This window comes from Streptomyces sp. NPDC049915, from assembly GCF_040656475.1.
Taxonomy (GTDB): Bacteria; Actinomycetota; Actinomycetes; order Streptomycetales; family Streptomycetaceae; genus Streptomyces.
The window spans coordinates 421,994-441,099 of record NZ_JBFAMH010000005.1; the positions used below are offsets into that span (position 1 = coordinate 421,994).

Here is a 19,106-nt window from a genome sequence, read left to right on the forward strand (position 1 = left end):
GTGACACGCTGACCACCGCCCTCCCGCCCCAGCCGCCCCGGCCGCCCCGCCGTCCGCGTTCCCGCCCCGCCGGGGGCACGCCCTGATCCCCGTTGTCGGTGCCGCCTGCCACAATTGCCGCGCAACCCGATGTGGAGAAGGCGGTACGGGATCGTGACGACACCCGGATCCATCGAAGTAGGGTCCATCGAAGGCAGGATCGCCGAGGAGCTCGGCGTACGGGAGCGGCAGGTCAAGGCCGCCGTGGAGTTGCTCGACGGCGGTTCGACGGTGCCCTTCGTCGCGCGCTACCGCAAGGAAGCGACCGAGATGCTCGACGATGCGCAGCTGCGCACGATCGAGGAGCGGCTGCGCTATCTGCGCGAGCTGGAGGAGCGCCGGACGGCGATCCTGGAGTCGGTGCGCGAGCAGGGCAAGCTCACCGACGAGCTGGAGGCGCGGATCCGCGGCGCCGAGACCAAGGCGCGGCTGGAGGACATCTACCTCCCGTACAAGCCCAAGCGGCGCACCAAGGCGCAGATCGCCCGCGAGGCGGGTCTCGAGCCGCTGGCCGAGGGACTGCTCGGCGACCCGTCCGTCGACCCGCTCGCGGCGGCCGCGGCCTTCGTCGACGCCGACAAGGGCGTCGCCGACCCGCAGGCGGCCCTGGACGGCGCCCGCGCGATCCTCACCGAGCGGTTCTCCGAGGACGCCGACCTGATCGGCGAGCTGCGCGAGCGCATGTGGGTACGGGGCCGGCTGACCGCGAAGGTGCGCGAGGGCAAGGAGGAGGCGGGCGCCAAGTTCGCCGACTACTTCGACTTCGCCGAGCCGTTCACCGAGCTGCCCTCGCACCGCGTCCTGGCGATGCTGCGCGGCGAGAAGGAAGAGGTCCTCGACCTCGTCCTGGAGCCGGAGGAGCCCACGGACGGCCCGTCGTCGTACGAGGGCATCGTCGCCGCGAAGTTCGGGATCTCCGACCGCGGGCGGCCGGGTGACAAGTGGCTGAAGGACACCGTCCGCTGGGCCTGGCGCACCCGCATCCTCGTCCACCTGGGCATCGACCTGCGGCTGCGGCTGCGCACGGCCGCCGAGGACGACGCCGTGGGCGTCTTCGCCGCCAACCTGCGGGACCTGCTGCTCGCCGCCCCCGCGGGCACGCGCGCGACGCTCGGTCTCGACCCCGGTTTCCGTACGGGCGTCAAGGTCGCCGTCGTCGACGCCACCGGCAAGGTCGTCGCGACGGACGTCATCCATCCGCACGTCCCGGCGAACCGGTGGGACGAGGCGATCGCCAAGCTGGCCCGGCTCGCCAAGGAGCACGCGGTCGAGCTGATCGCCATCGGCAACGGCACCGCCTCCCGCGAGACCGACAAGCTCGCCGGTGAGCTGATCACCAAGCACCCGGAGCTGAACCTCACCAAGGTGATGGTGTCGGAGGCCGGCGCCTCGGTGTACTCGGCGTCGGCGTTCGCCTCGCAGGAGCTGCCCGACATGGACGTGTCGCTGCGCGGCGCGGTGTCCATCGCGCGCCGGCTGCAGGACCCGCTGGCCGAGCTGGTGAAGATCGACCCGAAGTCGATCGGCGTCGGCCAGTACCAGCACGACCTGTCCGAGGTGAAGCTGTCCCGCTCGCTGGACGCGGTCGTGGAGGACTGTGTGAACGGCGTCGGTGTCGACGTCAACACCGCGTCCGCGCCCCTGCTGGCCCGCGTCTCCGGCATCACCTCAGGGCTCGCCGAGAACATCGTGGCGCACCGTGACGCCAACGGCCCCTTCACCTCCCGCGCGCAGCTGAAGAAGGTGCCGCGGCTCGGCCCGAAGGCGTACGAGCAGTGCGCCGGCTTCCTGCGCATCCGCGGGGGCACCGACCCGCTGGACGCCTCCAGCGTGCACCCCGAGGCCTACCCGGTGGTGCGCCGCATGGTGAAGAACACCGGGCAGGAGGTCGCCTCCCTGATCGGCAACACCGCGGTGCTGCGCTCGCTGCGGCCGCAGGAGTTCGTCGACGACACGTTCGGTCTGCCGACCGTCACCGACATCCTCAAGGAGCTCGAGAAGCCCGGCCGCGACCCGCGGCCCGCCTTCAAGACGGCCACCTTCAAGGAGGGCGTCGAGAAGATCTCCGACCTCGCCTCCGGGATGATCCTCGAGGGCGTCGTCACCAACGTGGCCGCCTTCGGTGCCTTCGTCGACGTCGGTGTCCACCAGGACGGGCTGGTGCACGTCTCCGCGATGTCGAAGACGTTCGTCAAGGACCCGCGCGACGTCGTCAAGCCCGGCGACATCGTGAAGGTGAAGGTCCTCGAGGTCGACATCCCGCGCAAGCGGATCTCGCTGACCCTGCGTCTCGACGACGAGGCTGCCCCCCAGGAGAAGTCCGCCTCTCCCGGCGGCGGCCGGCAGCGCGGCGGACGCCCGCCGCAGCAGCGTCAGGGCCGCGGGGGCGGGGGCGGCGGTGGTGCCGGGGGCGGCGGCGGTGGCCGTCAGGCTCCGGCCGCGGCTCCGGCGAACAGCGCCATGGCCGACGCGCTGCGTCGCGCGGGGCTGCTGGGCGGCGACAAGAAGGGCCGCCGCTAGGCCGTTTCGGGGCGCCCGGTTCCGCTCCGGCAGGGGCGGAGCCGGGCGCGCTCGTACAGTGGCCGTATGACCACTTCGCGTGTGCTCACCTGGGACGTGCCGGCGAGCGGTGGGTACGAGACCGCGTGGGTCGACTGCGGCCAGGGCGCCCTGCACGCCCGGGGGCGGGCGGTCGGCACCACGCCGGAGCCGTACTGGATCTCCTACGAGCTGGAAACCGCGGAGGACTTCGTCACGCGGCGGCTGCGGGTGACCGCGGAGACCGCCGCCCGCACCCGCACCCTGGAGCTGCGCCACGACGGCCGCGGCGGCTGGAGCGCCGACGGGGAACCCCTGCCCCCGCTGACCGGCGCCCTCGACTGCGACCTCGGGCTCAGCCCGCTCACCAACACCATGCCGCTGCTGCGCCACGCGCTGCACCGGGCGGTGGGCGAGCAGGAGTTCCTGATGGCCTGGGTGTCGGTGCCGGGCCTGGTGGTACGCCCGTCCCGGCAGACCTACACCCATCTCGCCCGCCTGTCCGGCGGAGGCGGCCGCGTCCGCTACGCCTCCGGCTCCTTCCGCAGCGACCTGGAGATCGACGCGGACGGGTTCGTCGTCCACTATCCGCAGCTGGCGACACGGATCGCGGCGGAATAACAGGGTGAGGGAAGATCGTCGCGTCGGCAGACTGGCCGCATGACCGCGACCGAACCCAAGGAAGACCTGCGCCGCTGCCTCCAGGACGCCCGCGAGGTCATGCTCTGGAAGCTGGAGGGACTTCCGGAGTACGACGTGCGCCGTCCGCTGACTCCGACCGGCACCAATCTGCTGGGCCTGGTGAAGCACCTGACCGGCGCCGAGGCACTGTACTTCGGCGCGACCTTCGGGCGGCCCTTCGACGGGCCGGCACTGTGGATCGCGGGCGACGCCGAACCGGACGCTGACCTGTGGGCCCGGCCCGAGGAGCCCCGCGCACGGATCGTCGCCGGGTACCGGCGGGCGTGGGCGCACGCGGACGCCACGATCGAGGCGCTGCCGCTGGACGCGGTGGGCCGACTGCCCGGCGGCCCCGGCGTCGAACTGACCCTGCACCGGGTGCTCACGCACATGATCGGCGAGACGCACCGGCACGCCGGGCACGCCGACATCGTCCGGGAGCTGATCGACGGCACCGCGGGCCAGCGGGCGGGCGGCGCCAACGTGGCACCGCACGACCCCGGGCACGTGGCCCGCGTGGAGCGGGCGGCGAAGGAGGCGGCCGGCCTGTACGACGGAGACGCCCCCTAGCGTTCGATGACCTTGCCGTCCGCGACCTCCAGGCGGCGGGTGACGTGGACGGCGTCCAGCATGCGGCGGTCGTGGGTGACCAGGAGCAGGGTGCCCTCGTAGGCGTCGAGCGCGGATTCCAGTTGCTCGATGGCCGGCAGGTCGAGGTGGTTGGTCGGCTCGTCGAGGACGAGGAGGTTGACGCCCCGGCCCTGCAGCAGCGCCAGGGCGGCCCGGGTGCGCTCGCCCGGGGAGAGCGTCGCCGCCGGGCGCATCACATGGCCGGCCTTGAGGCCGAACTTGGCGAGCAGTGTGCGGACCTCGGCCGGTTCGGTGTCGGGGACGGCCGCGCAGAACGCGTCCAGCAGGGACTCCGGGCCGTGGAACAGCCGCCGCGCCTGGTCGACCTCGCCGACCAGCACCCCCGAGCCGAGCGCGGCGTGCCCGGCGTCCAGGGGGACACGGCCGAGCAGGGCGCCGAGCAGCGTGGACTTGCCGGCGCCGTTCGCACCGGTGACCGCCACCCGGTCCGCCCAGTCGATCTGCAGGGAGACCGGGCCGAAGGTGAAGTCGCCGCGCCGGACCTCGGCGTCGCGCAGGGTCGCCACGACCGCGCCGGAGCGCGGGGCGGAGGCGATCTCCATGCGCAGCTCCCACTCCTTGCGCGGCTCCTCGACGACGTCGAGGCGCTCGATCAGCCGCTGCGTCTGGCGGGCCTTCGCGGCCTGCTTCTCGCTGGCCTCGCTGCGGAACTTGCGGCCGATCTTGTCGTTGTCGCCCGCCTTGCGCCGGGCGTTCTTCACCCCCTTGTCCATCCAGGCGCGCTGGGTGCGCGCCCGGTCCTCCAGCGCGGACTTCTTGTCGGCGTACTCGTCGTAGTCGTCGCGGGCATGGCGGCGGGCCACCTCGCGCTCCTCCAGGTAGGCGTCGTAGCCGCCGCCGTAGAGGTTGATCCGCTGCTGGACGAGGTCGAGTTCGAGCACCTTGGTGACCGTGCGGGTGAGGAACTCGCGGTCGTGGCTGACGACGACCGTGGCCGCGCGCAGCCCGCTCACGAAGCGTTCGAGACGCTCCAGGCCGTCCAGGTCCAGGTCGTTGGTGGGCTCGTCGAGGAGGAAGACGTCGTAGCGCGACAGCAGGAGTGAGGCGAGGGAGGCGCGTGCCGCCTGGCCGCCGGACAGCGACGTCATCGGCTGGTCCAGGCCCACGGCCAGACCGAGGGAGTCGGCGACCTCCTCCGCGCGCTCGTCGAGGTCGGCGCCGCCGAGGGCGAGCCAGCGCTCCAGGCTCACCGCGTACGCGTCGTCCGCGCCGGGCGCCCCGTCGACCAGCCCCTGCGTGGCCTCGTCCATGGCGCGCTGCGCGGCGGCGACGCCGGTGCGGCGGGCCAGGAACTCCCGGACCGTCTCCCCCGGCCGCCGCTCCGGTTCCTGCGGGAGGTGGCCCACGGTGGCCGTCGGCGGGGACAGGCGCAGCTCGCCCTGCTCGGGCGGGAGGAGCCCGGCGAGCATGGTCAGCAGCGTGGACTTGCCCGCGCCGTTGGCACCGACCAGCCCGATCACGTCGCCGGGCGCGACGACGAGGTCGAGCCCGGAGAAGAGCGAGCGGTCGCCGTGCCCGGCGGCGAGGTTCTTGGCGACGAGAGTGGCAGTCATCAGGGCGCCGATCCTAACGGGGCGTCCAGCGGGATGCGGTGGCTGCCGGTCTCGAGGACGCCGTCGCAGATCCCGTGGGTGTGACGAGGGCCGGTCCACGCGGTACGCCGTCAGCCGCACCCGGCACGGCGAGGTGCTGCATGACGCATTCCGCTACCGTCCCGGTGTGGAGAGTGAGCGCAGGGACGACGTGATCGTGGTCGGTGGCGGGGTCGTGGGGCTGACCACCGCCGTGGTGCTCGCCGAGCGTGGCCGGCGGGTGCGCGTGTGGACGCGGGACCCGGCGGAGCGGACGACATCGGGGGTCGCCGGTGCGCTGTGGTGGCCGTACCACATCAAACCGGTGGCCTCGGCGCGGGCGTGGGCGCTGCGCTCCCTGGACGTGTACGAGGAGCTGGCGGAGCGCCCGGAGGCGACCGGCGTGCGCCTGGTCGACGGGGTGCTGGGCGAGACGGAGCTGGACGAGGTCGCGGGGTGGGCGGCCGCCCGGCTGCCGGGGCTGCGGGCCTCCGTGCAGGAGGAGTACGCCGGGTCGGGGGTGTGGACGCGGCTGCCGCTGATCGACATGGCGGTGCATCTGCCGTGGCTGCGGCGGCGGTTCACGGCGGCGGGCGGGATCGTCGAGGAGCGCACGGTGTCCGATCTGGACCGGGTGCCGGCCGCGGTGGTGGTCAACTGCACGGGTCTGGGCGCCCGTCGGCTCGTCCCCGATCCGGCGGTGCGGCCGGTGCGGGGGCAGTTGGTCGTGGTGGAGAACCCCGGCGTGCGCACTTGGATCGTCTCGACCACCGCCGAGGGCGAGTTGGCCTATCTGCTGCCGCACCCGGACCGTCTGCTGCTGGGCGGCACAGCGCAGGACGGCGACTGGTCCACCGAACCCGACCCGGCCGTGGCCGAGGCGATCGTGCGGCGGTGTGCGGCGCTGCGGCCGGAGGTGGCCGGGGCGCGCGTCCTGGAACACCGGGTGGGGCTGCGGCCCGCCCGGGACGCGGTCCGGCTGGAGCGCGCACCGCGGCCGGACGGGCGGGTGGTGGTGCACAACTACGGGCACGGCGGCGCGGGCGTCACCGTGGCGTGGGGTTGTGCGGAGGAGGCGGCCGCGTTGGCCGCCCCCTCCTGAGAGGCGGCTCTCGTGGGGTTCAGGGCACGCGCGGGGTGGTGCGCGGCCCGTGCACGCCGTTCAGCGTCGTCGGGTGCTGGGCCGGGGTGGCCGCTCCGGCCGTGGCGCGGGCGAAGGCACCGGCACCGCCGGCCAGCGGGAGCCGGGCGGAGGTCCGGGACAGGTCGAGGGTGAGGGTCGGGGTGGTGGACGGCGGATCGATGAGGTCCTTGTCGGTGCCGGCCACGATCAGCGCCAGCCGGTGGCCCTTGGGCACGACGTGGTCGGTCGCCGCCAGGTCGACGGTGATCGTGTACGGCCGGCCCGGGACGAGCGGCGCGCCCTTGCCGGGGTGGGCCCAGGTGCCGAGGTCGGCCCAGCCGCGGCTGACGACGGTGTAGCCGACGTCGGTGGTCTTGGCCCGCGTCTCCTTGAAGCAGGCACTGTCGCCCGCGGTGCTCGCGCCCCAGCAGGTGCGGTCGGTGAGGGTGGTGATGCCCTCGCCGGCGTCGGCGTAGTCCCGGACAGTGGCCGGGCCGACATCGACGAGGACCGCCGACAGATGGGCCGTGGTGGTGGTCGGCGTCGCGGTGACGGTGACCTTGGAGGAGCCGGACAGACGCAGGTCGCGGATGAGCGGCGCGGTGGTGAAGCCGGCCTTGTCGGGGGTCGGCCGGTCGATCTGGGCCGCCCAGTCGGTCTCGCTGTGCTTCGGGTCGTCGGTGAAGGTCGCGGTGCCGGTGGCCGGGCGCAGACCGAGGGTGCCGACGCCGGACTCGGTGCCGGGGGCGGGCCGCAGGGTGGTGAGCCGGATGCCGCTCGGGGGCCAGCTGTGTGAGGTCACCCACTGGTCGGGGTGGCGTTCGATGTCGGCCATCGGTTCGCGGTCGATGCCGTTGTCGTAGCCGAGGAGTTCGTGGTCGAACCAGCGGTGCAGGGTGTCGACCCACGGGGCGCGGCGGAAGTCGAAGGGGTCGACGTGCCCGGTCTGGGAGAGCCAGATCTTGCGCTTCACGCCGTTCTTCGCGAGGGCGTCCCACCACTGGCCGAGGTGCTTGGTACGCACGTTGAGGTCCTGCATGCCGTGCACGAGGAAGACGCTGGCGCGGACTTTCTTCGCGTCCTTCACGTAGTCGCGCTCGGTCCACAGGGGCGTCCAGTCGCCGCTGCGGGGCGCGCCGTCGACCAACTTCTGCTGTACGGCCGCGCACTTGGCGTGGGCGTCGGGGCTCTCGACGTAGTCGGACAGCCACTCGGGGCCGGAGTCGTACAGCGGAGCGCCCTGCTGAAAGTAGTAGTCGTACCAGGAGGAGATCGCGCTGATCGGGACGACGGTCTTCAGGCCCTTGACGCCGGTCGCGGCGACGCCGTTGGCGACGGTGCCGTCCCAGCTCTTGCCGATCATTCCGGTGCGGCCGTCGGTCCAGCCGGCCGTGACGGTGGTGGTGCCGGTACGGGAGGTGTACGCCTTCGCGCGGCCGTTCAGCCAGTCGATCACGGCCTTGGCGGACAGGACGTCGGAGCGGCCGCCGACGTCGACGCAGCCGTCGGAGCGGTTGGTACCGGCGAGGTCGACGCCGACGACGGCGTAACCGCGCGGAACGAAGTAGTTGTCGTAGAACAGCGGCATCCGGACGATGTCGCCGTGTGCGTCGTAGGTCTTCTTCTGGCTCTCGTTGCCGCGGCCGCAGCAGGAGTAGTAGGGGCTGGCGTCCATGATGACGGGCACCTTGCGACCCTGCGCGGCAGGTTCGCGGGGCCGGACGATGTCCGCGGCGACGCGGTCGGTGCGGCCGTCGCCGTCGCCGTCGAGTCCGGTGTCCACCCAGACGGCTTCGCGGATGGCGTGCGCGTACGAGTAGACGGGCCGGCTCTCGCGCGGGGTGGCGTGCGCGGCGGCCGGGGTGAGGAGAGCGGCCACCAGGGCGGCGACCGCGGCTGTCACGAGCGTTCTTGTGGTCGTGAAGCGGGTGCGTTTCGGCATGCGCGGACGGTACATCGGTCAACTCCCGTGCAGAAGAGCGCAGACGGGGGCCGGTGAGCCGTGTCGGGCGAGCAGTCGGTGAGGAGTGTGGAACGGCTTCGGTCATGACGGCTGAATGGCGATCGTGTGACAGGAGGGGCCATGGACATGACCGGGGGCGGAGGGACTCAATAGGCTCGAACGAACTTCGGTCCCCTACGACTTGGAGCTTTCGTGCACCGCAGAATCATCGCGCCGGGCGCACTGGCCGCCGCCTCCGTCCTGCTGGCGATCCCGGCATCGGCGGCGAGCTTCTCCCCCGGCGCCCCGGGCATCGGCGACCCCTACTACCCGGCCTACGGCAACGGCGGATACGACGTCTCCCACTACGACCTGAGGCTGAAGTACCAGCCGGCCACGGACGAGTTGGAGGGCACGGCGACGATCCTGGCGCGGACCACGCAGGATCTGTCGCGGTTCGACCTGGACTTCCTGCTGGATGTGAGCGAGGTCCGGGTCAACGGGGCCAAGGCGGCCTTCACGGCGTCGGGCGAGCACGAGCTGGTGATCACGCCGAGGACACCGCTGCCGAAGGGGACGGCGGTCACCGTCGTCGTGCGCTACAGCGGGGTGCCGTCGTCGAAGAAGGCGTACGGCTTCACGAGCTGGCACCGCACCCCGGACGGCGGCATCGGGGCGAACGAGCCGGAAGCGGCCTGGTGGTGGTTCCCCAGCAACGACCATCCGCTGGACAAGGCCACCTACGACGTGTCGGTACTCGTGCCCGACGGGACGCAGGCCCTGTCCAACGGCACCCTGCAGTCGACGAGTTCCAAGCTCGGCTGGACCCGGTGGAACTGGCGCGAGAACAAGCCGCAGGCGACGTATCTGGCCACCTTGGCGCTGGGCAGGTTCGACCTCACCACGTCCACCTCCGAGGGCGGCGTCCCGGTCGTCAACGCCTACAGCAAGGACCTCGGCGACAACGACGGCGCGGCCCGGGCGAGCGTGGAGCGCACCGGGGAGCTCGTCGACTGGCTGAGCGGCTACTTCGGCCCGTACCCGTTCTCGTCGGCGGGCGGCTATGTGCCCAACACGACCACCGGGTACGCGCTGGAGACCCAGACGCGCGTCTACTACAGCCCGCGGCAGTTCGCGAACGGCGCGAACACCTCCGTCGTCGTGCACGAGCTGGCCCACCAGTGGTGGGGCGACAGTGTGTCGCTCAGGAGCTGGAAGGACATCTGGATCAACGAGGGCTTCGCGCGGTACGCGCAGTGGCTGTGGTCGGAGCACGAGGGTGAGGGCACCGCGCAGGAACTCGCGGACTACACCTACGCCTCGCACCCGGCCGACGACCCCTTCTGGACGGTGAAGCCGGGCGACCCGGGTCCGGACGACCAGTTCGACATCGCGGTCTACGACCGCGGCGCGCTGGCCATCCAGGCGCTGCGCAACGAGATCGGTGACGACGCGTTCTTCAGGATCCTGAAGGGCTGGCCGCAGCGGTACGCGTACGGCAACGCGTCGGTGGCCGACTTCCAGCGCTACGCCGAGCAGGTCTCCGGCAAGCCGCTCGCGGCCCTCTTCGACACCTGGCTGTACCAGCCGGTGAAGCCGAGCGCTCCGGCGGCCCGCGCGGAATCCTTCGCCCGGACCTCGGCGGCCCCGGCCGCCCAGCCGAAGTCCTGGAAGAAGATCGCGGCGACGAACGAGGTGCACGGGCACTGAGCGAAAGGCGGGGGCCGGCGGGCGGATGACGCAGGCCCTGCCGGCCGACGCGGAGGCTGACGCCGACCCGGCCGACCGGCGGGGGTGCGACTCCGGGCCTGCCGGCCGACACGGAGGGTGCGACGCCGGGCCTGCCGGCCGAGACGGGGCTGTGGCCCCGGGTCGGCTAGCCGGTGACGGGTTCCGCCTCGGTCGCCCGGGCCAGGAGCTCGGCGCGGCCGAGGGCGGCCGTGCGGGACGCCGGGACCGTGCAGGCGTGGGCGCCGGCCAGTGCGCCGTAGAAGGCGCAGCGCTGGGGCGGCTCGCCGGTCAGGAAGCCGAAGAGGAAGCCGGCGGCGAAGGCATCGCCCGCACCGTTGGAGTCCACCACCGGTGCGGGCGGCGGCGCCACCGGTATGCGGGTCAGGGCGCCGTCGGCCAGCAGGTGGGCGCCCTCCGCCCCGGCCGTCGCGACCGCGAGACGGGCCCGGCCCCGGGCGGCGATGCGGCGCAGGGTGCCCTCGGGGTCCCTCAGCGCGGCGGCGGACAGGAAGACGATGTCGGCCTCGTAGGCGAACTGCTCGTGGTAGGGGTTCTCGCCGTCCCAGTCGTGCAGGTCGGTGGAGATCGTCACGCCGGCCGCGCGCAGCACCGGCAGGGCGTCGGCGCACGGCTGGGTGATGCACACATGCGCGTGCCGGGCGGTGACGGCGAGGCGGCGGACGGTGTCCTCGGGCAGCCCGTCGCCGGGGCGGCTGCGGCTGGTGTCGTACAGCGACAGACGGCGGCCGTCCGGGCCGACCAGGTTCACCGCGCGTTTGGTGCCGGCCGGCTGCGGGACCGCGGTCAGCGCGATGCCGTGGTCGCGGTGCAGGGCGCGCACCAGGTCGCCCTCCGGGTCGTCGCCGAGCAGGTCGACATGGTGGACGGCGAGGCCCAGGGCGGCGAGGCCGAGCGAGACGAAGTCGCCGGTCTGTCCGGCGCGGGTGCGGATGCCGGAGTCGATCATGTAACTGTCGGCATAGGGCAGCGGCAGCTCGGGCACCTGGACGATCGTGTCCACCCCGGCCCCGCCCAGCACGAGAACGTCGAGGTCCCGGCTCACTGCCCCTCCCCGTGGTCGTGGACCGTCACGGCGCTCTGCCGTGACCGGCAGACGTGGGCGATCAGCTTGACGCCCTTGACCGGCGGCGCGGTGGCGTCACCCCGGACATATGTGATCTCCGACATGACGCCACCCTAGGGGGTGCCACTGACAGTGGCCATGGGCTGCTACTGCGTGACTTCGCGCTCCGCGTTCTGGGCCACGCGGCGGCGGACGGCGAACCAGCCTGCGACCAGGAGCACCGCGATCAGCGGGATCAGGAGCAGCGTCTTGCGGCCGACCTCGGGGTCGTTCCACATCATGCCGAGGCAGGCCAGCAGGAACGCCACCGTCGCGATCTCGGTGACGGGGCTGCCCGGCAGGCGGAAGTGCGGCCGGGTGACCAGGCCCGCCTTGGCCCGGCGCACGAAGACCAGGTGGCAGATCATGATGATCACCCAGGTGCTGATGATGCCGAGGGAGGCCACATTCAGCACGATCTCGAAGGCCTGGCTGGGCATCAGGTAGTTCAGGCCCACGCCGAGCACACAGATGCCGCAGGTCAGCAGGATGCCGCCGTACGGCACCTGGGTGCGGCTCATCACGCGGGTGAACTTCGGCGCCGAGCCCGCCATCGCCATGGAGCGCAGGATGCGCCCGGTGGAGTACAGGCCGGAGTTCAGCGAGGACATGGCCGCGGTCAGGACGACGAGGTTCATCACGTCGCCGGCCGCCGGCACGCCGATCTTCGACAGCACGGTCACGAAGGGGCTCTGGTCACCGGAGTACACCGACCCCGGCAGCAGCAGCGCCAGCAGGACGACGGAACCGACGTAGAACAGACCGACCCGCCACATGATCGAGTTCACCGCGCGCGGGACGACCTTCTCGGGCTCGGAGGTCTCGCCGGCCGCGACACCGACCAGTTCCAGCGCCGCGTACGCGAAGATCACGCCCTGCATGACCAGGACGACCGGCATGACGCCGTGCGGGAAGACGCCGCCATGGTCGGTGACCATGCTGAGGCCGGGCGTGTGACCGCCGACCTCGTGCTGCGTGGCCAGCAGGAAGATGCCGATCAGCATGAAGGCGACGAGCGTGGCCACCTTGACGATCGAGAACCAGAACTCCATCTCGCCGAAGATCTTCACGGAGATGAGGTTCACGGCGAGCACCACCGCGAGCGCGATCAGCGCCAGCACCCACTGCGGGATGGGCGTGAACAGGCTCCAGTAGTGCGTGTACAGCGCGATCGCGGTGATGTCGGCGATACCGGTCGTCGACCAGTTCAGGAAGTACATCCAGCCGGCGACGTATGCGCCCTTCTCGCCGAGGAACTCGCGCGCGTACGACACGAAGGATCCGGAGGAGGGGCGGTAGAGGACCAGCTCGCCGAGCGCCCGCACCACGAAGAAGGCGAAGATGCCGCAGACGAGGTAGGCCAGCGCGAGGGCGGGGCCCGCGTTGTGCAGTCGGCCACCGGCGCCCAGGAAGAGGCCGGTGCCGATCGCGCCGCCGATCGCGATCATGTTGACGTGGCGGTGCTTGAGGTCCTTGCTGTAACCGGCGTCGCCCGCGTCCGCGGGCGTTGCGGTCGCCGCGGGGTGGGCGGCGGCCTGTGCCGTGTGCACGGCTTCCTTGCTCACGGGTGGTTCCACTCTCTGGTGCGGCCCGAGCGGGTTGCCCTCGGGACTCGTACGTGGCTTGGCCCGCACCACCCCCTCACGGCACAGACCAAGGCAGCAGCTTCCCAGCTAGATCACTTCTCATGCGATGGTCCATGTCACAGAGCGGTTCTTCTCACATGGGGTTCACGGCGCGTTCACCAGGGCGGATGAACGGCCACTCCTCGCACGACGGGTGTCACAGCACCGGTGAGACAGTGATACTGCTGCACATGACGACGACCGAGGAGCCGACCCTCACGATCGACGAGCTGGCCGCCCGCGCGGGCGTCACCGTACGCACGGTCCGTTTCTACAGCACCAAGGGTCTGCTCCCGCCGCCCGTGCTGGGCCCGCGCCGGGTGGGCCGCTACGGCGCCGGTCATCTCGCGCGCCTGGCGCTGATCGAGGAGCTCCAGCGCCAGGGGATGACGCTGGCGGCGATCGAGCGGTATCTGCGGCAGCTCCCGGCCGACCTGAGCGCCCGCGACCTCGCCCTGCACCGCGCGGTGGTGGCGTCGTGGGCGCCGGACACGGTGGAGTCGGTGAGCCGCGAGGAGCTGGAGCGGCGGGCGGGCCGCGCGCTCGGCGACGAAGACCTGCGGCGGCTGACGGCCATGGACGTGGCCGTGCCGGACGGGGACGCGTTCCGCGTCGACGCCGGGCTGCTGCGGCTCGGCGTCGAGCTGCTGGACGTACCGCTGTCGCAGGAGACGGTCCTCACCGCGCGTACCGCCCTGATCGAGCACTCCCGTGCGGCCGCGCGGGAACTGTCGGGACTGCTGCGGGCCGCGGTTGCCGACCGCGGCCCGCAGGATGTGAAGTCACTGTCCGCCCATATGCACCCACTGGTGGTGCAGGCCCTGCTCACGACCTTCCAGCGGTCGCTGAAGGATGAGCTGCGGGAGTGGCTGGACAGCGCCGATGAGTGATCCGGCCGCTCAGCGCCCGTCCGTGAACGTCTCCCCCGTCTCCGCCTTCTCCACCAGCAGCGCCGGCGGCGTGAAGCGCTCGCCGTAGCGCTCGGCGAGCTCACGCGCGCGTGCCACGAAGCCGGGCAGACCGCCGTCGTAGCCGTTGATGTACTGCAGCACGCCGCCCGTCCAGCCGGGGAAGCCGATGCCGAGGATCGAGCCGATGTTGGCGTCGGCGACCGAGGTCAGCACCCCCTCCTCCAGCAACCGGACGGTGTCCAGCGCCTCGGAGAACAGCATGCGCTCCTGCATGTCGCGGAAGGGGATCTCGCGCTCCTCCTGCGTGAAGTGCTCGCGCAGGCCAGGCCACAGGCGCAGCCGCTTGCCGTCCTCGCCGTACTCGTAGAAACCGGCGCCGCCGCTGCGGCCGGTGCGGCCGAACTCGTCGACCATCCGGTCGATGACGGCCTCGGCCGGGTGCGCCGTCCAGGTGCCGCCGGACTCCTCCACGGCCCGCTTCGTCTCGTTCCGGATCTTGCGGGGCAGGGTCAGCGTCAGGTCGTCCATCAGGGAGAGCACCTTGGCCGGGTAGCCGGCCTGGGCCGCGGCCTGCTCGACCGACGCGGGCTCGATGCCCTCGCCGACCATGGCCACGCCCTCGTTGATGAAGTGGCCGATGACGCGGGAGGTGAAGAAGCCGCGCGAGTCGTTGACGACGATCGGCGTCTTGTTGATCTGGCGCACCAGGTCGAAGGCGCGGGCGAGGGCCTCGTCCCCGGTGCGCTCGCCCTTGATGATCTCCACCAGGGGCATCTTGTCGACCGGCGAGAAGAAGTGCAGCCCGATGAAGTCGGTCTGCCGCTCGACGCCTTCGGCGAGCGTGGTGATGGGCAGCGTGGACGTGTTCGAGCACAGCAGCGCGTCCGGCGCGACGACGGACTCGATCTCCTGGAACACCTTGTGCTTGAGCGCGGTGTCCTCGAACACGGCCTCGATGACCGCGTCGCAGCCCGCGAGGTCGGCGGCATCGGCGGTGGGCGTGATGCGGGCGAGCAGCGCGTCGGCCTTCTCCTGCGTCGTACGGCCCTTGGCGACGGCCTTGGCGCACAGCTTCTCGGAGTAGCCCTTGCCCTTGACTGCGGCTTCCAGGGCGACGTCCTTGAGGACGACGTCGATGCCGGCGCGGGCGCAGGAGTAGGCGATGCCGGCGCCCATCATGCCGGCGCCGAGCACGGCGACCTTGCGGACCGTGCGCGGCTCGACGCCCTTCGGGCGGTTGGCGCCGGAGTTGACGGCCTGCAGGTCGAAGAAGAACGCCTGGATCATGTTCTTCGAGGTCTGGCCCGCGGCCAGCTCCACGAAGTAGCGGGCCTCGATGATCTGCGCGGTCTCGAAGTCGACCTGGGCGCCCTCGACGGCGGCGGCGAGGATGTTGCGCGGCGCCGGGTAGGGGGCGCCGCCCGTCTGCTTGCGCAGGCTGGCCGGGAAGGCGGGCAGGTTGGCGGCGAACTTCGGGCTCGCCGGGGTGCCGCCGGGGATGCGGTAGCCGGGGCGGTCCCAGGGCTGCTGGGACTCGGGGTGGGCGTCGATGAAGGCGCGGGCCCGGGCGAGAAGCTCCTCGCGGCTGTCGACGACCTCGTCCACCAGGCCGTTGTCGAGGGCGCGGCGCGGGTTGTACTGGGTGCCCTGGAGGAGGACCTTCAGCAGGGCGTCGGTGATGCCGAGCAGCCGGACGGTGCGCACGACGCCGCCGTCTCCGGGCAGCAGGCCGAGGGTGACCTCCGGGCAGCCGATCCTGGAGCCGGGGGCGTCCAGGGCGACGCGGTGGTGGCAGGCCAGCGCGATCTCGTAACCGCCGCCCAGGGCCGCGCCGTTGATCGCGGCGACGACGGGCTTGCCGAGGGTCTCGATGCGGCGCAGGTTGCGCTTGATGGCCATGCCGCCGTCGAGGAGGTCCTGCGCGGTCTCGGGGGTGACCCGGATGAGGTCGCGCAGATCGCCGCCGGCGAAGAAGGTCTTCTTGGCGGAGGTGACGATGACGCCGCGGATCGAGTCCTTCTCGGCCTCCAGGCGGTCGGCGACCGCGGCCAGCGAGTCGCGGAAGGCCTGGTTCATGGTGTTGGCGGACTGGTTGGGGTCGTCGAGGACGAGGGTGACGACACCGGTGTCGTCCTGTTCCCAGCGGATGGTGGTGGGCTCAGTGCTCATGGAAGCTGCTCCGTGATGGTCCGTGGTGATCCGGTGGGAAGGTCAGATGCGCTCGACGACGGTGGCGATGCCCATGCCGCCGCCCACGCACAGGGTGGCGAGGCCGTAGCGCTTGTCCTGGCGCTCCAGTTCGTCGAGGAGGGTGCCGAGGATCATCGCGCCGGTCGCGCCGAGCGGGTGGCCGAGCGCGATGGCGCCGCCGTTGACGTTGACCTTGTCCAGCGACAGGCCCATGTCCTTCACGAAGCGCAGCACGACCGCCGCGAACGCCTCGTTGATCTCGACGAGGTCGATGTCGTCGATGGTCAGTCCGGCCTTGGCGAGGGCCTTGCGGGTGGCGGGGGCGGGGCCGGTGAGCATGATGGTGGGCTCGGACCCGGAGACCGCGGCGGAGACGATCCGGGCGCGCGGGGTGAGGCCGTAGCGCTCGCCGACCTCCTTGGAGCCGATGGCGACGAGGGAGGCGCCGTCGACGATGCCGGAGGAGTTGCCCGCGTGGTGGACGTGGTCGATCTGCTCCACCCAGTGGTACTTCTGCAGCGCGACCGCGTCGAAGCCGCCCAGTTCGCCGATGTCCGCGAAGGACGGCTTGAGCTTGGCGAGGGAGTCGGCGGTGGTGCCGGGGCGCGGGTGCTCGTCGTGGTCGAGGACGACGAGGCCGCTGCGGTCCTTCACGGGTACGACGGACCGCTCGAAGCGGCCTTCCTTCCAGGCGGTGGCCGCGCGCTCCTGGGACAGGGCCGCGTACTCGTCGACGTCCCGGCGGGTGAAGCCCTCGATGGTGGCGATGAGGTCGGCGCCGATGCCCTGCGGCACGAAGTTGGTGGCGAGGTTGGTCATCGGGTCGTTGAACCAGGCGCCGCCGTCGGAGGCCATCGGCACCCGGGACATCGACTCCACTCCGCCCGCGAGGACCAGGTCCTCCCAGCCGGAACGGACCTTGGCGGCGGCCAGGTTGACCGCCTCCAGACCGGAGGCGCAGAAGCGGTTCTCCTGCACGCCGGCGACCGTGTCGGGCAGGCCGGCGGCGATCGCGGCGATCCGTGCGATGTCGGAGCCCTGGTCGCCGACCGGGCCGACCACGCCGAGCACGATGTCGTCGACCGCCGCCGGGTCCAGGCCCGGGAAGCGGGCGCGGATCTCGTGGATGAGGCCGACGACCAGGTCGACGGGCTTGGTGCCGTGCAGGGAGCCGCCTGCCTTGCCGCGTCCGCGCGGGGTGCGGATGGCGTCGTACACGTACGCTTCGGTGCTCACGAGGAGGCCTTTCGCTGAGGGTGGGAGGAAGGCGGGGGCAGCAGTTCGGGTACGTCCCAGTCGCGGGCCACGTCCGCGGTGTCGGCGCCGGGTCGCGCCGGGCCGCTGCGGATGGTGGCGGGGGTCGCGGAGAAACGCGGCGCCGGGGCGGGCTGGGTGATGCCGCCGTGGTCGGTGAAGGTGGAGCGGGCGGCGAGGTGGGGGTGGTGCGGGGCCTCGCGGAGCGACAGCACGGGCGCCACGCAGGCGTCGGAGCCCTCGAAGACGGCCGTCCACTCGTCCTGGGTACGGGCCTTGAAGCGGGCGGCGACCGCCTCGCTCAGCTCGCCCCAGCGGGCGACCTCGTGCCGGGCCGGGACCTCGCCGTCGATGCCGAGCAGGTCCGTGAACGCGTCGTAGAACCGCGGCTCGAGCGCGCCCACCGCCATGTACCGGCCGTCGGCGGTCTCGTAGGTGCCGTAGAAGGGGCAGCCGCCGTCGAGGAGGTTGGCGCCGCGCCGGTCCTGCCAGCTGCCGGCCGCGAGCATGCCGTGGATCATCGCCGACAGATGGGCGGTGCCGTCGACGATCGCGGCGTCGACGACCTGCCCGGTGCCGCACGCGCGCGCGTGGTGCAGCGCGGCGAGGAGGCCGACGACGAGGTAGAGGGAGCCGCCCGCGTAGTCGCCGAGGAGGTTGGCCGGGGGCGGGGGCGGCTGGTCGGGGCCGCCGATCATGCCGAGGGTGCCGGTGACGGCGATGTAGCCGATGTCGTGACCTGCGCGGTCGGCGAGCGGGCCGTCCTGGCCCCAGCCGGTCATGCGGCCGTAGACCAGTTTCGGGTTGCGGGCGTGGCAGGCCTCCGGGCCGACGCCGAGGCGCTCGGCGACGCCGGGACGGTAGCCCTCGATGAGGAGGTCGGCGCGGGCGGCCAGGGCGAGGACGCACTGCGGTCCGCCGGGGTCCTTCAGGTCGACCACCACCGAGCGCTTGTTGCGGTTGGTGACGTCGTACGCCGGGTCGATGCCGAGGCCGGGGCCACCGGGGCGGTCGACACGGACGACGTCGGCGCCGAGGTCGGCCAGGAGCATGGCGGCGAACGGACCGGGGCCGATACCGGCCAGCTCGACCACGCGCACGCCGGTCAGCGGCCCCTGCGCGGGCGTCGTCGGTGCCGTGGCCATCCAGGCCCCCTCGCTGTGACACAACCGATGTAACACCAGTGATGCTAAGAACGTGTTCCACCGGGCACAAGACCCGAGCGAGCAAGCGCTTAGCCAATTATGGGCCGCCGCCGGCCGATCGGCCTCCGATCCGCCGCCCGCCTCACCCGGCGTCCAGTTCGGCGACAAGCCGCCTGGGCGCGATGGTGCGGTAGCTCTCCTCCACCCAGTCGCACAGCAGCTCGGCCGCCGGGGCGCCCGGCTCCTGGAGCGGGATGCGCACCCAGCCCGCTCTGCCCAGGCCGTACCCGGCGGGTTCGGCGCCCGGGGATGACAGGGCATGGGCGTGGGCCGCCTCGTCCGTGAGTTTCACGGTCACCGCCATGGGGTGGCCGCCGTCGTCCACGCCGAGGAAGGCGAACACCTTCTTGTTCACCTTGGCGACCGTCTCACCCCAGGGGAACTCCTCGGCCGCACCCGGCAGGGACAGGGCGAACCCGCGTACTTTCTCCCACTTTCTCCGGACGCTTTCGGCCACGGCCATCCGCCACCTCCGGGCTCGTCATCCGCTCACGCACTCCTCACGCTAGCCTCGGCCACCGA

General features: G+C 72.2%; 14 protein-coding genes and 1 pseudogene. 6 read left to right on the forward strand and 9 right to left on the reverse strand.

The window, feature by feature from the left end:
• Window positions 1-153: 153 nt before the first annotated feature.
• The 3 genes from AB0J12_RS11765 to AB0J12_RS11775 all read left to right on the forward strand — a co-directional run bounded on the left by AB0J12_RS11765 (window position 154) and on the right by AB0J12_RS11775 (window position 3,828).
• On the forward strand, window positions 154-2,559 hold the full coding sequence (locus AB0J12_RS11765; RefSeq protein WP_363264093.1) for a Tex family protein: 2,406 nt from the start codon (window positions 154-156) through the stop codon (window positions 2,557-2,559).
• 66 nt (window positions 2,560-2,625) lie between these two features.
• Entirely contained in the window at window positions 2,626-3,198 is a 573-nt protein-coding gene (locus tag AB0J12_RS11770) for a putative glycolipid-binding domain-containing protein (RefSeq protein ID WP_363264094.1), read from the forward strand.
• 39 nt (window positions 3,199-3,237) lie between these two features.
• Window positions 3,238-3,828, forward strand: coding sequence for a DinB family protein (locus AB0J12_RS11775; RefSeq protein WP_363264095.1), 591 nt, complete (start codon window positions 3,238-3,240; stop codon window positions 3,826-3,828).
• Here the strand turns inward: AB0J12_RS11775 and AB0J12_RS11780 are convergent.
• Entirely contained in the window at window positions 3,825-5,462 is a 1,638-nt protein-coding gene (locus tag AB0J12_RS11780; RefSeq protein WP_363264096.1) for an ABC-F family ATP-binding cassette domain-containing protein, read from the reverse strand. The genes AB0J12_RS11775 and AB0J12_RS11780 overlap by 4 nt on opposite strands.
• 166 nt (window positions 5,463-5,628) lie before the next feature.
• Between AB0J12_RS11780 and AB0J12_RS11785 the strand changes: the two genes are divergently transcribed.
• Window positions 5,629-6,582: an FAD-dependent oxidoreductase gene (locus AB0J12_RS11785; RefSeq protein WP_363264097.1), complete on the forward strand. Its 954-nt coding sequence runs from the start codon at window positions 5,629-5,631 to the stop codon at window positions 6,580-6,582.
• Between the two features lie 19 nt (window positions 6,583-6,601).
• Here the strand turns inward: AB0J12_RS11785 and AB0J12_RS11790 are convergent, their stop codons facing one another.
• Complete coding sequence (locus AB0J12_RS11790; protein ID WP_363264098.1) at window positions 6,602-8,545, reverse strand: Xaa-Pro dipeptidyl-peptidase; 1,944 nt, start codon at window positions 8,543-8,545, stop codon at window positions 6,602-6,604.
• A gap of 213 nt (window positions 8,546-8,758) precedes the next feature.
• Between AB0J12_RS11790 and AB0J12_RS11795 the strand changes: the two genes are divergently transcribed.
• Window positions 8,759-10,255 carry a M1 family metallopeptidase gene (locus AB0J12_RS11795; RefSeq protein WP_363264099.1) on the forward strand — a complete coding sequence of 499 codons (1,497 nt, stop codon included), beginning with the start codon at window positions 8,759-8,761 and terminating at the stop codon, window positions 10,253-10,255.
• Window positions 10,256-10,421: 166 nt separating this feature from the next.
• On the opposite strand, the gene AB0J12_RS11800 is transcribed toward AB0J12_RS11795, so the two are convergent.
• From AB0J12_RS11800 to AB0J12_RS11810, 3 genes and pseudogenes are all read right to left on the reverse strand, one after another.
• A complete protein-coding gene (locus AB0J12_RS11800; RefSeq protein ID WP_363264100.1) occupies window positions 10,422-11,339 on the reverse strand; it encodes a PfkB family carbohydrate kinase in 918 nt (305 codons plus the stop codon).
• Between the two features lie 47 nt (window positions 11,340-11,386).
• Window positions 11,387-11,464 (reverse strand): annotated as a pseudogene (locus AB0J12_RS11805) (Appr-1-p processing protein); the annotation flags it as partial.
• Window positions 11,465-11,506: 42 nt separating this feature from the next.
• Window positions 11,507-12,964, reverse strand: a complete 1,458-nt coding sequence (locus AB0J12_RS11810) for an amino acid permease (RefSeq protein WP_363264101.1) — start codon at window positions 12,962-12,964, stop codon at window positions 11,507-11,509.
• Between the two features lie 251 nt (window positions 12,965-13,215).
• Here AB0J12_RS11810 and AB0J12_RS11815 point away from each other — a divergent pair, with 251 nt between their 5' ends.
• Window positions 13,216-13,914, forward strand: coding sequence for a MerR family transcriptional regulator (locus AB0J12_RS11815; protein ID WP_363264102.1), 699 nt, complete (start codon window positions 13,216-13,218; stop codon window positions 13,912-13,914).
• 9 nt (window positions 13,915-13,923) lie between these two features.
• On the opposite strand, the gene AB0J12_RS11820 is transcribed toward AB0J12_RS11815, so the two are convergent.
• The 4 genes from AB0J12_RS11820 to AB0J12_RS11835 all read right to left on the reverse strand — a co-directional run bounded on the left by AB0J12_RS11820 (window position 13,924) and on the right by AB0J12_RS11835 (window position 19,047).
• A complete protein-coding gene (locus AB0J12_RS11820; protein WP_363264103.1) occupies window positions 13,924-16,104 on the reverse strand; it encodes a 3-hydroxyacyl-CoA dehydrogenase NAD-binding domain-containing protein in 2,181 nt (726 codons plus the stop codon).
• Window positions 16,105-16,146: 42 nt separating this feature from the next.
• The gene (locus tag AB0J12_RS11825; RefSeq protein WP_363264104.1) at window positions 16,147-17,361 is read right to left on the reverse strand and encodes an acetyl-CoA C-acetyltransferase; all 1,215 of its coding nucleotides are present in this window, start codon (window positions 17,359-17,361) and stop codon (window positions 16,147-16,149) included.
• Window positions 17,358-18,524, reverse strand: a complete 1,167-nt coding sequence (locus AB0J12_RS11830) for a CaiB/BaiF CoA-transferase family protein (protein ID WP_363264105.1) — start codon at window positions 18,522-18,524, stop codon at window positions 17,358-17,360. The genes AB0J12_RS11825 and AB0J12_RS11830 overlap by 4 nt, the downstream gene beginning before the upstream one ends.
• A gap of 142 nt (window positions 18,525-18,666) precedes the next feature.
• On the reverse strand, window positions 18,667-19,047 hold the full coding sequence (locus tag AB0J12_RS11835; protein ID WP_363264106.1) for an MmcQ/YjbR family DNA-binding protein: 381 nt from the start codon (window positions 19,045-19,047) through the stop codon (window positions 18,667-18,669).
• Window positions 19,048-19,106: the final 59 nt, after the last annotated feature.

Coding starts and splice junctions, on each gene's coding strand:
- AB0J12_RS11770 (WP_363264094.1), top strand. CDS start 2,626: ATGACCACTTCGCGTGTGCTCACCTGGGACGTGCCGGCGAGCGGTGGG.
- AB0J12_RS11775 (WP_363264095.1), top strand. CDS start 3,238: ATGACCGCGACCGAACCCAAGGAAGACCTGCGCCGCTGCCTCCAGGAC.
- AB0J12_RS11780 (WP_363264096.1), bottom strand. CDS start 5,462: ATGACTGCCACTCTCGTCGCCAAGAACCTCGCCGCCGGGCACGGCGAC.
- AB0J12_RS11790 (WP_363264098.1), bottom strand. CDS start 8,545: ATGCCGAAACGCACCCGCTTCACGACCACAAGAACGCTCGTGACAGCC.
- AB0J12_RS11815 (WP_363264102.1), top strand. CDS start 13,216: ATGACGACGACCGAGGAGCCGACCCTCACGATCGACGAGCTGGCCGCC.
- AB0J12_RS11820 (WP_363264103.1), bottom strand. CDS start 16,104: ATGAGCACTGAGCCCACCACCATCCGCTGGGAACAGGACGACACCGGT.
- AB0J12_RS11830 (WP_363264105.1), bottom strand. CDS start 18,524: ATGGCCACGGCACCGACGACGCCCGCGCAGGGGCCGCTGACCGGCGTG.
- AB0J12_RS11835 (WP_363264106.1), bottom strand. CDS start 19,047: ATGGCCGTGGCCGAAAGCGTCCGGAGAAAGTGGGAGAAAGTACGCGGG.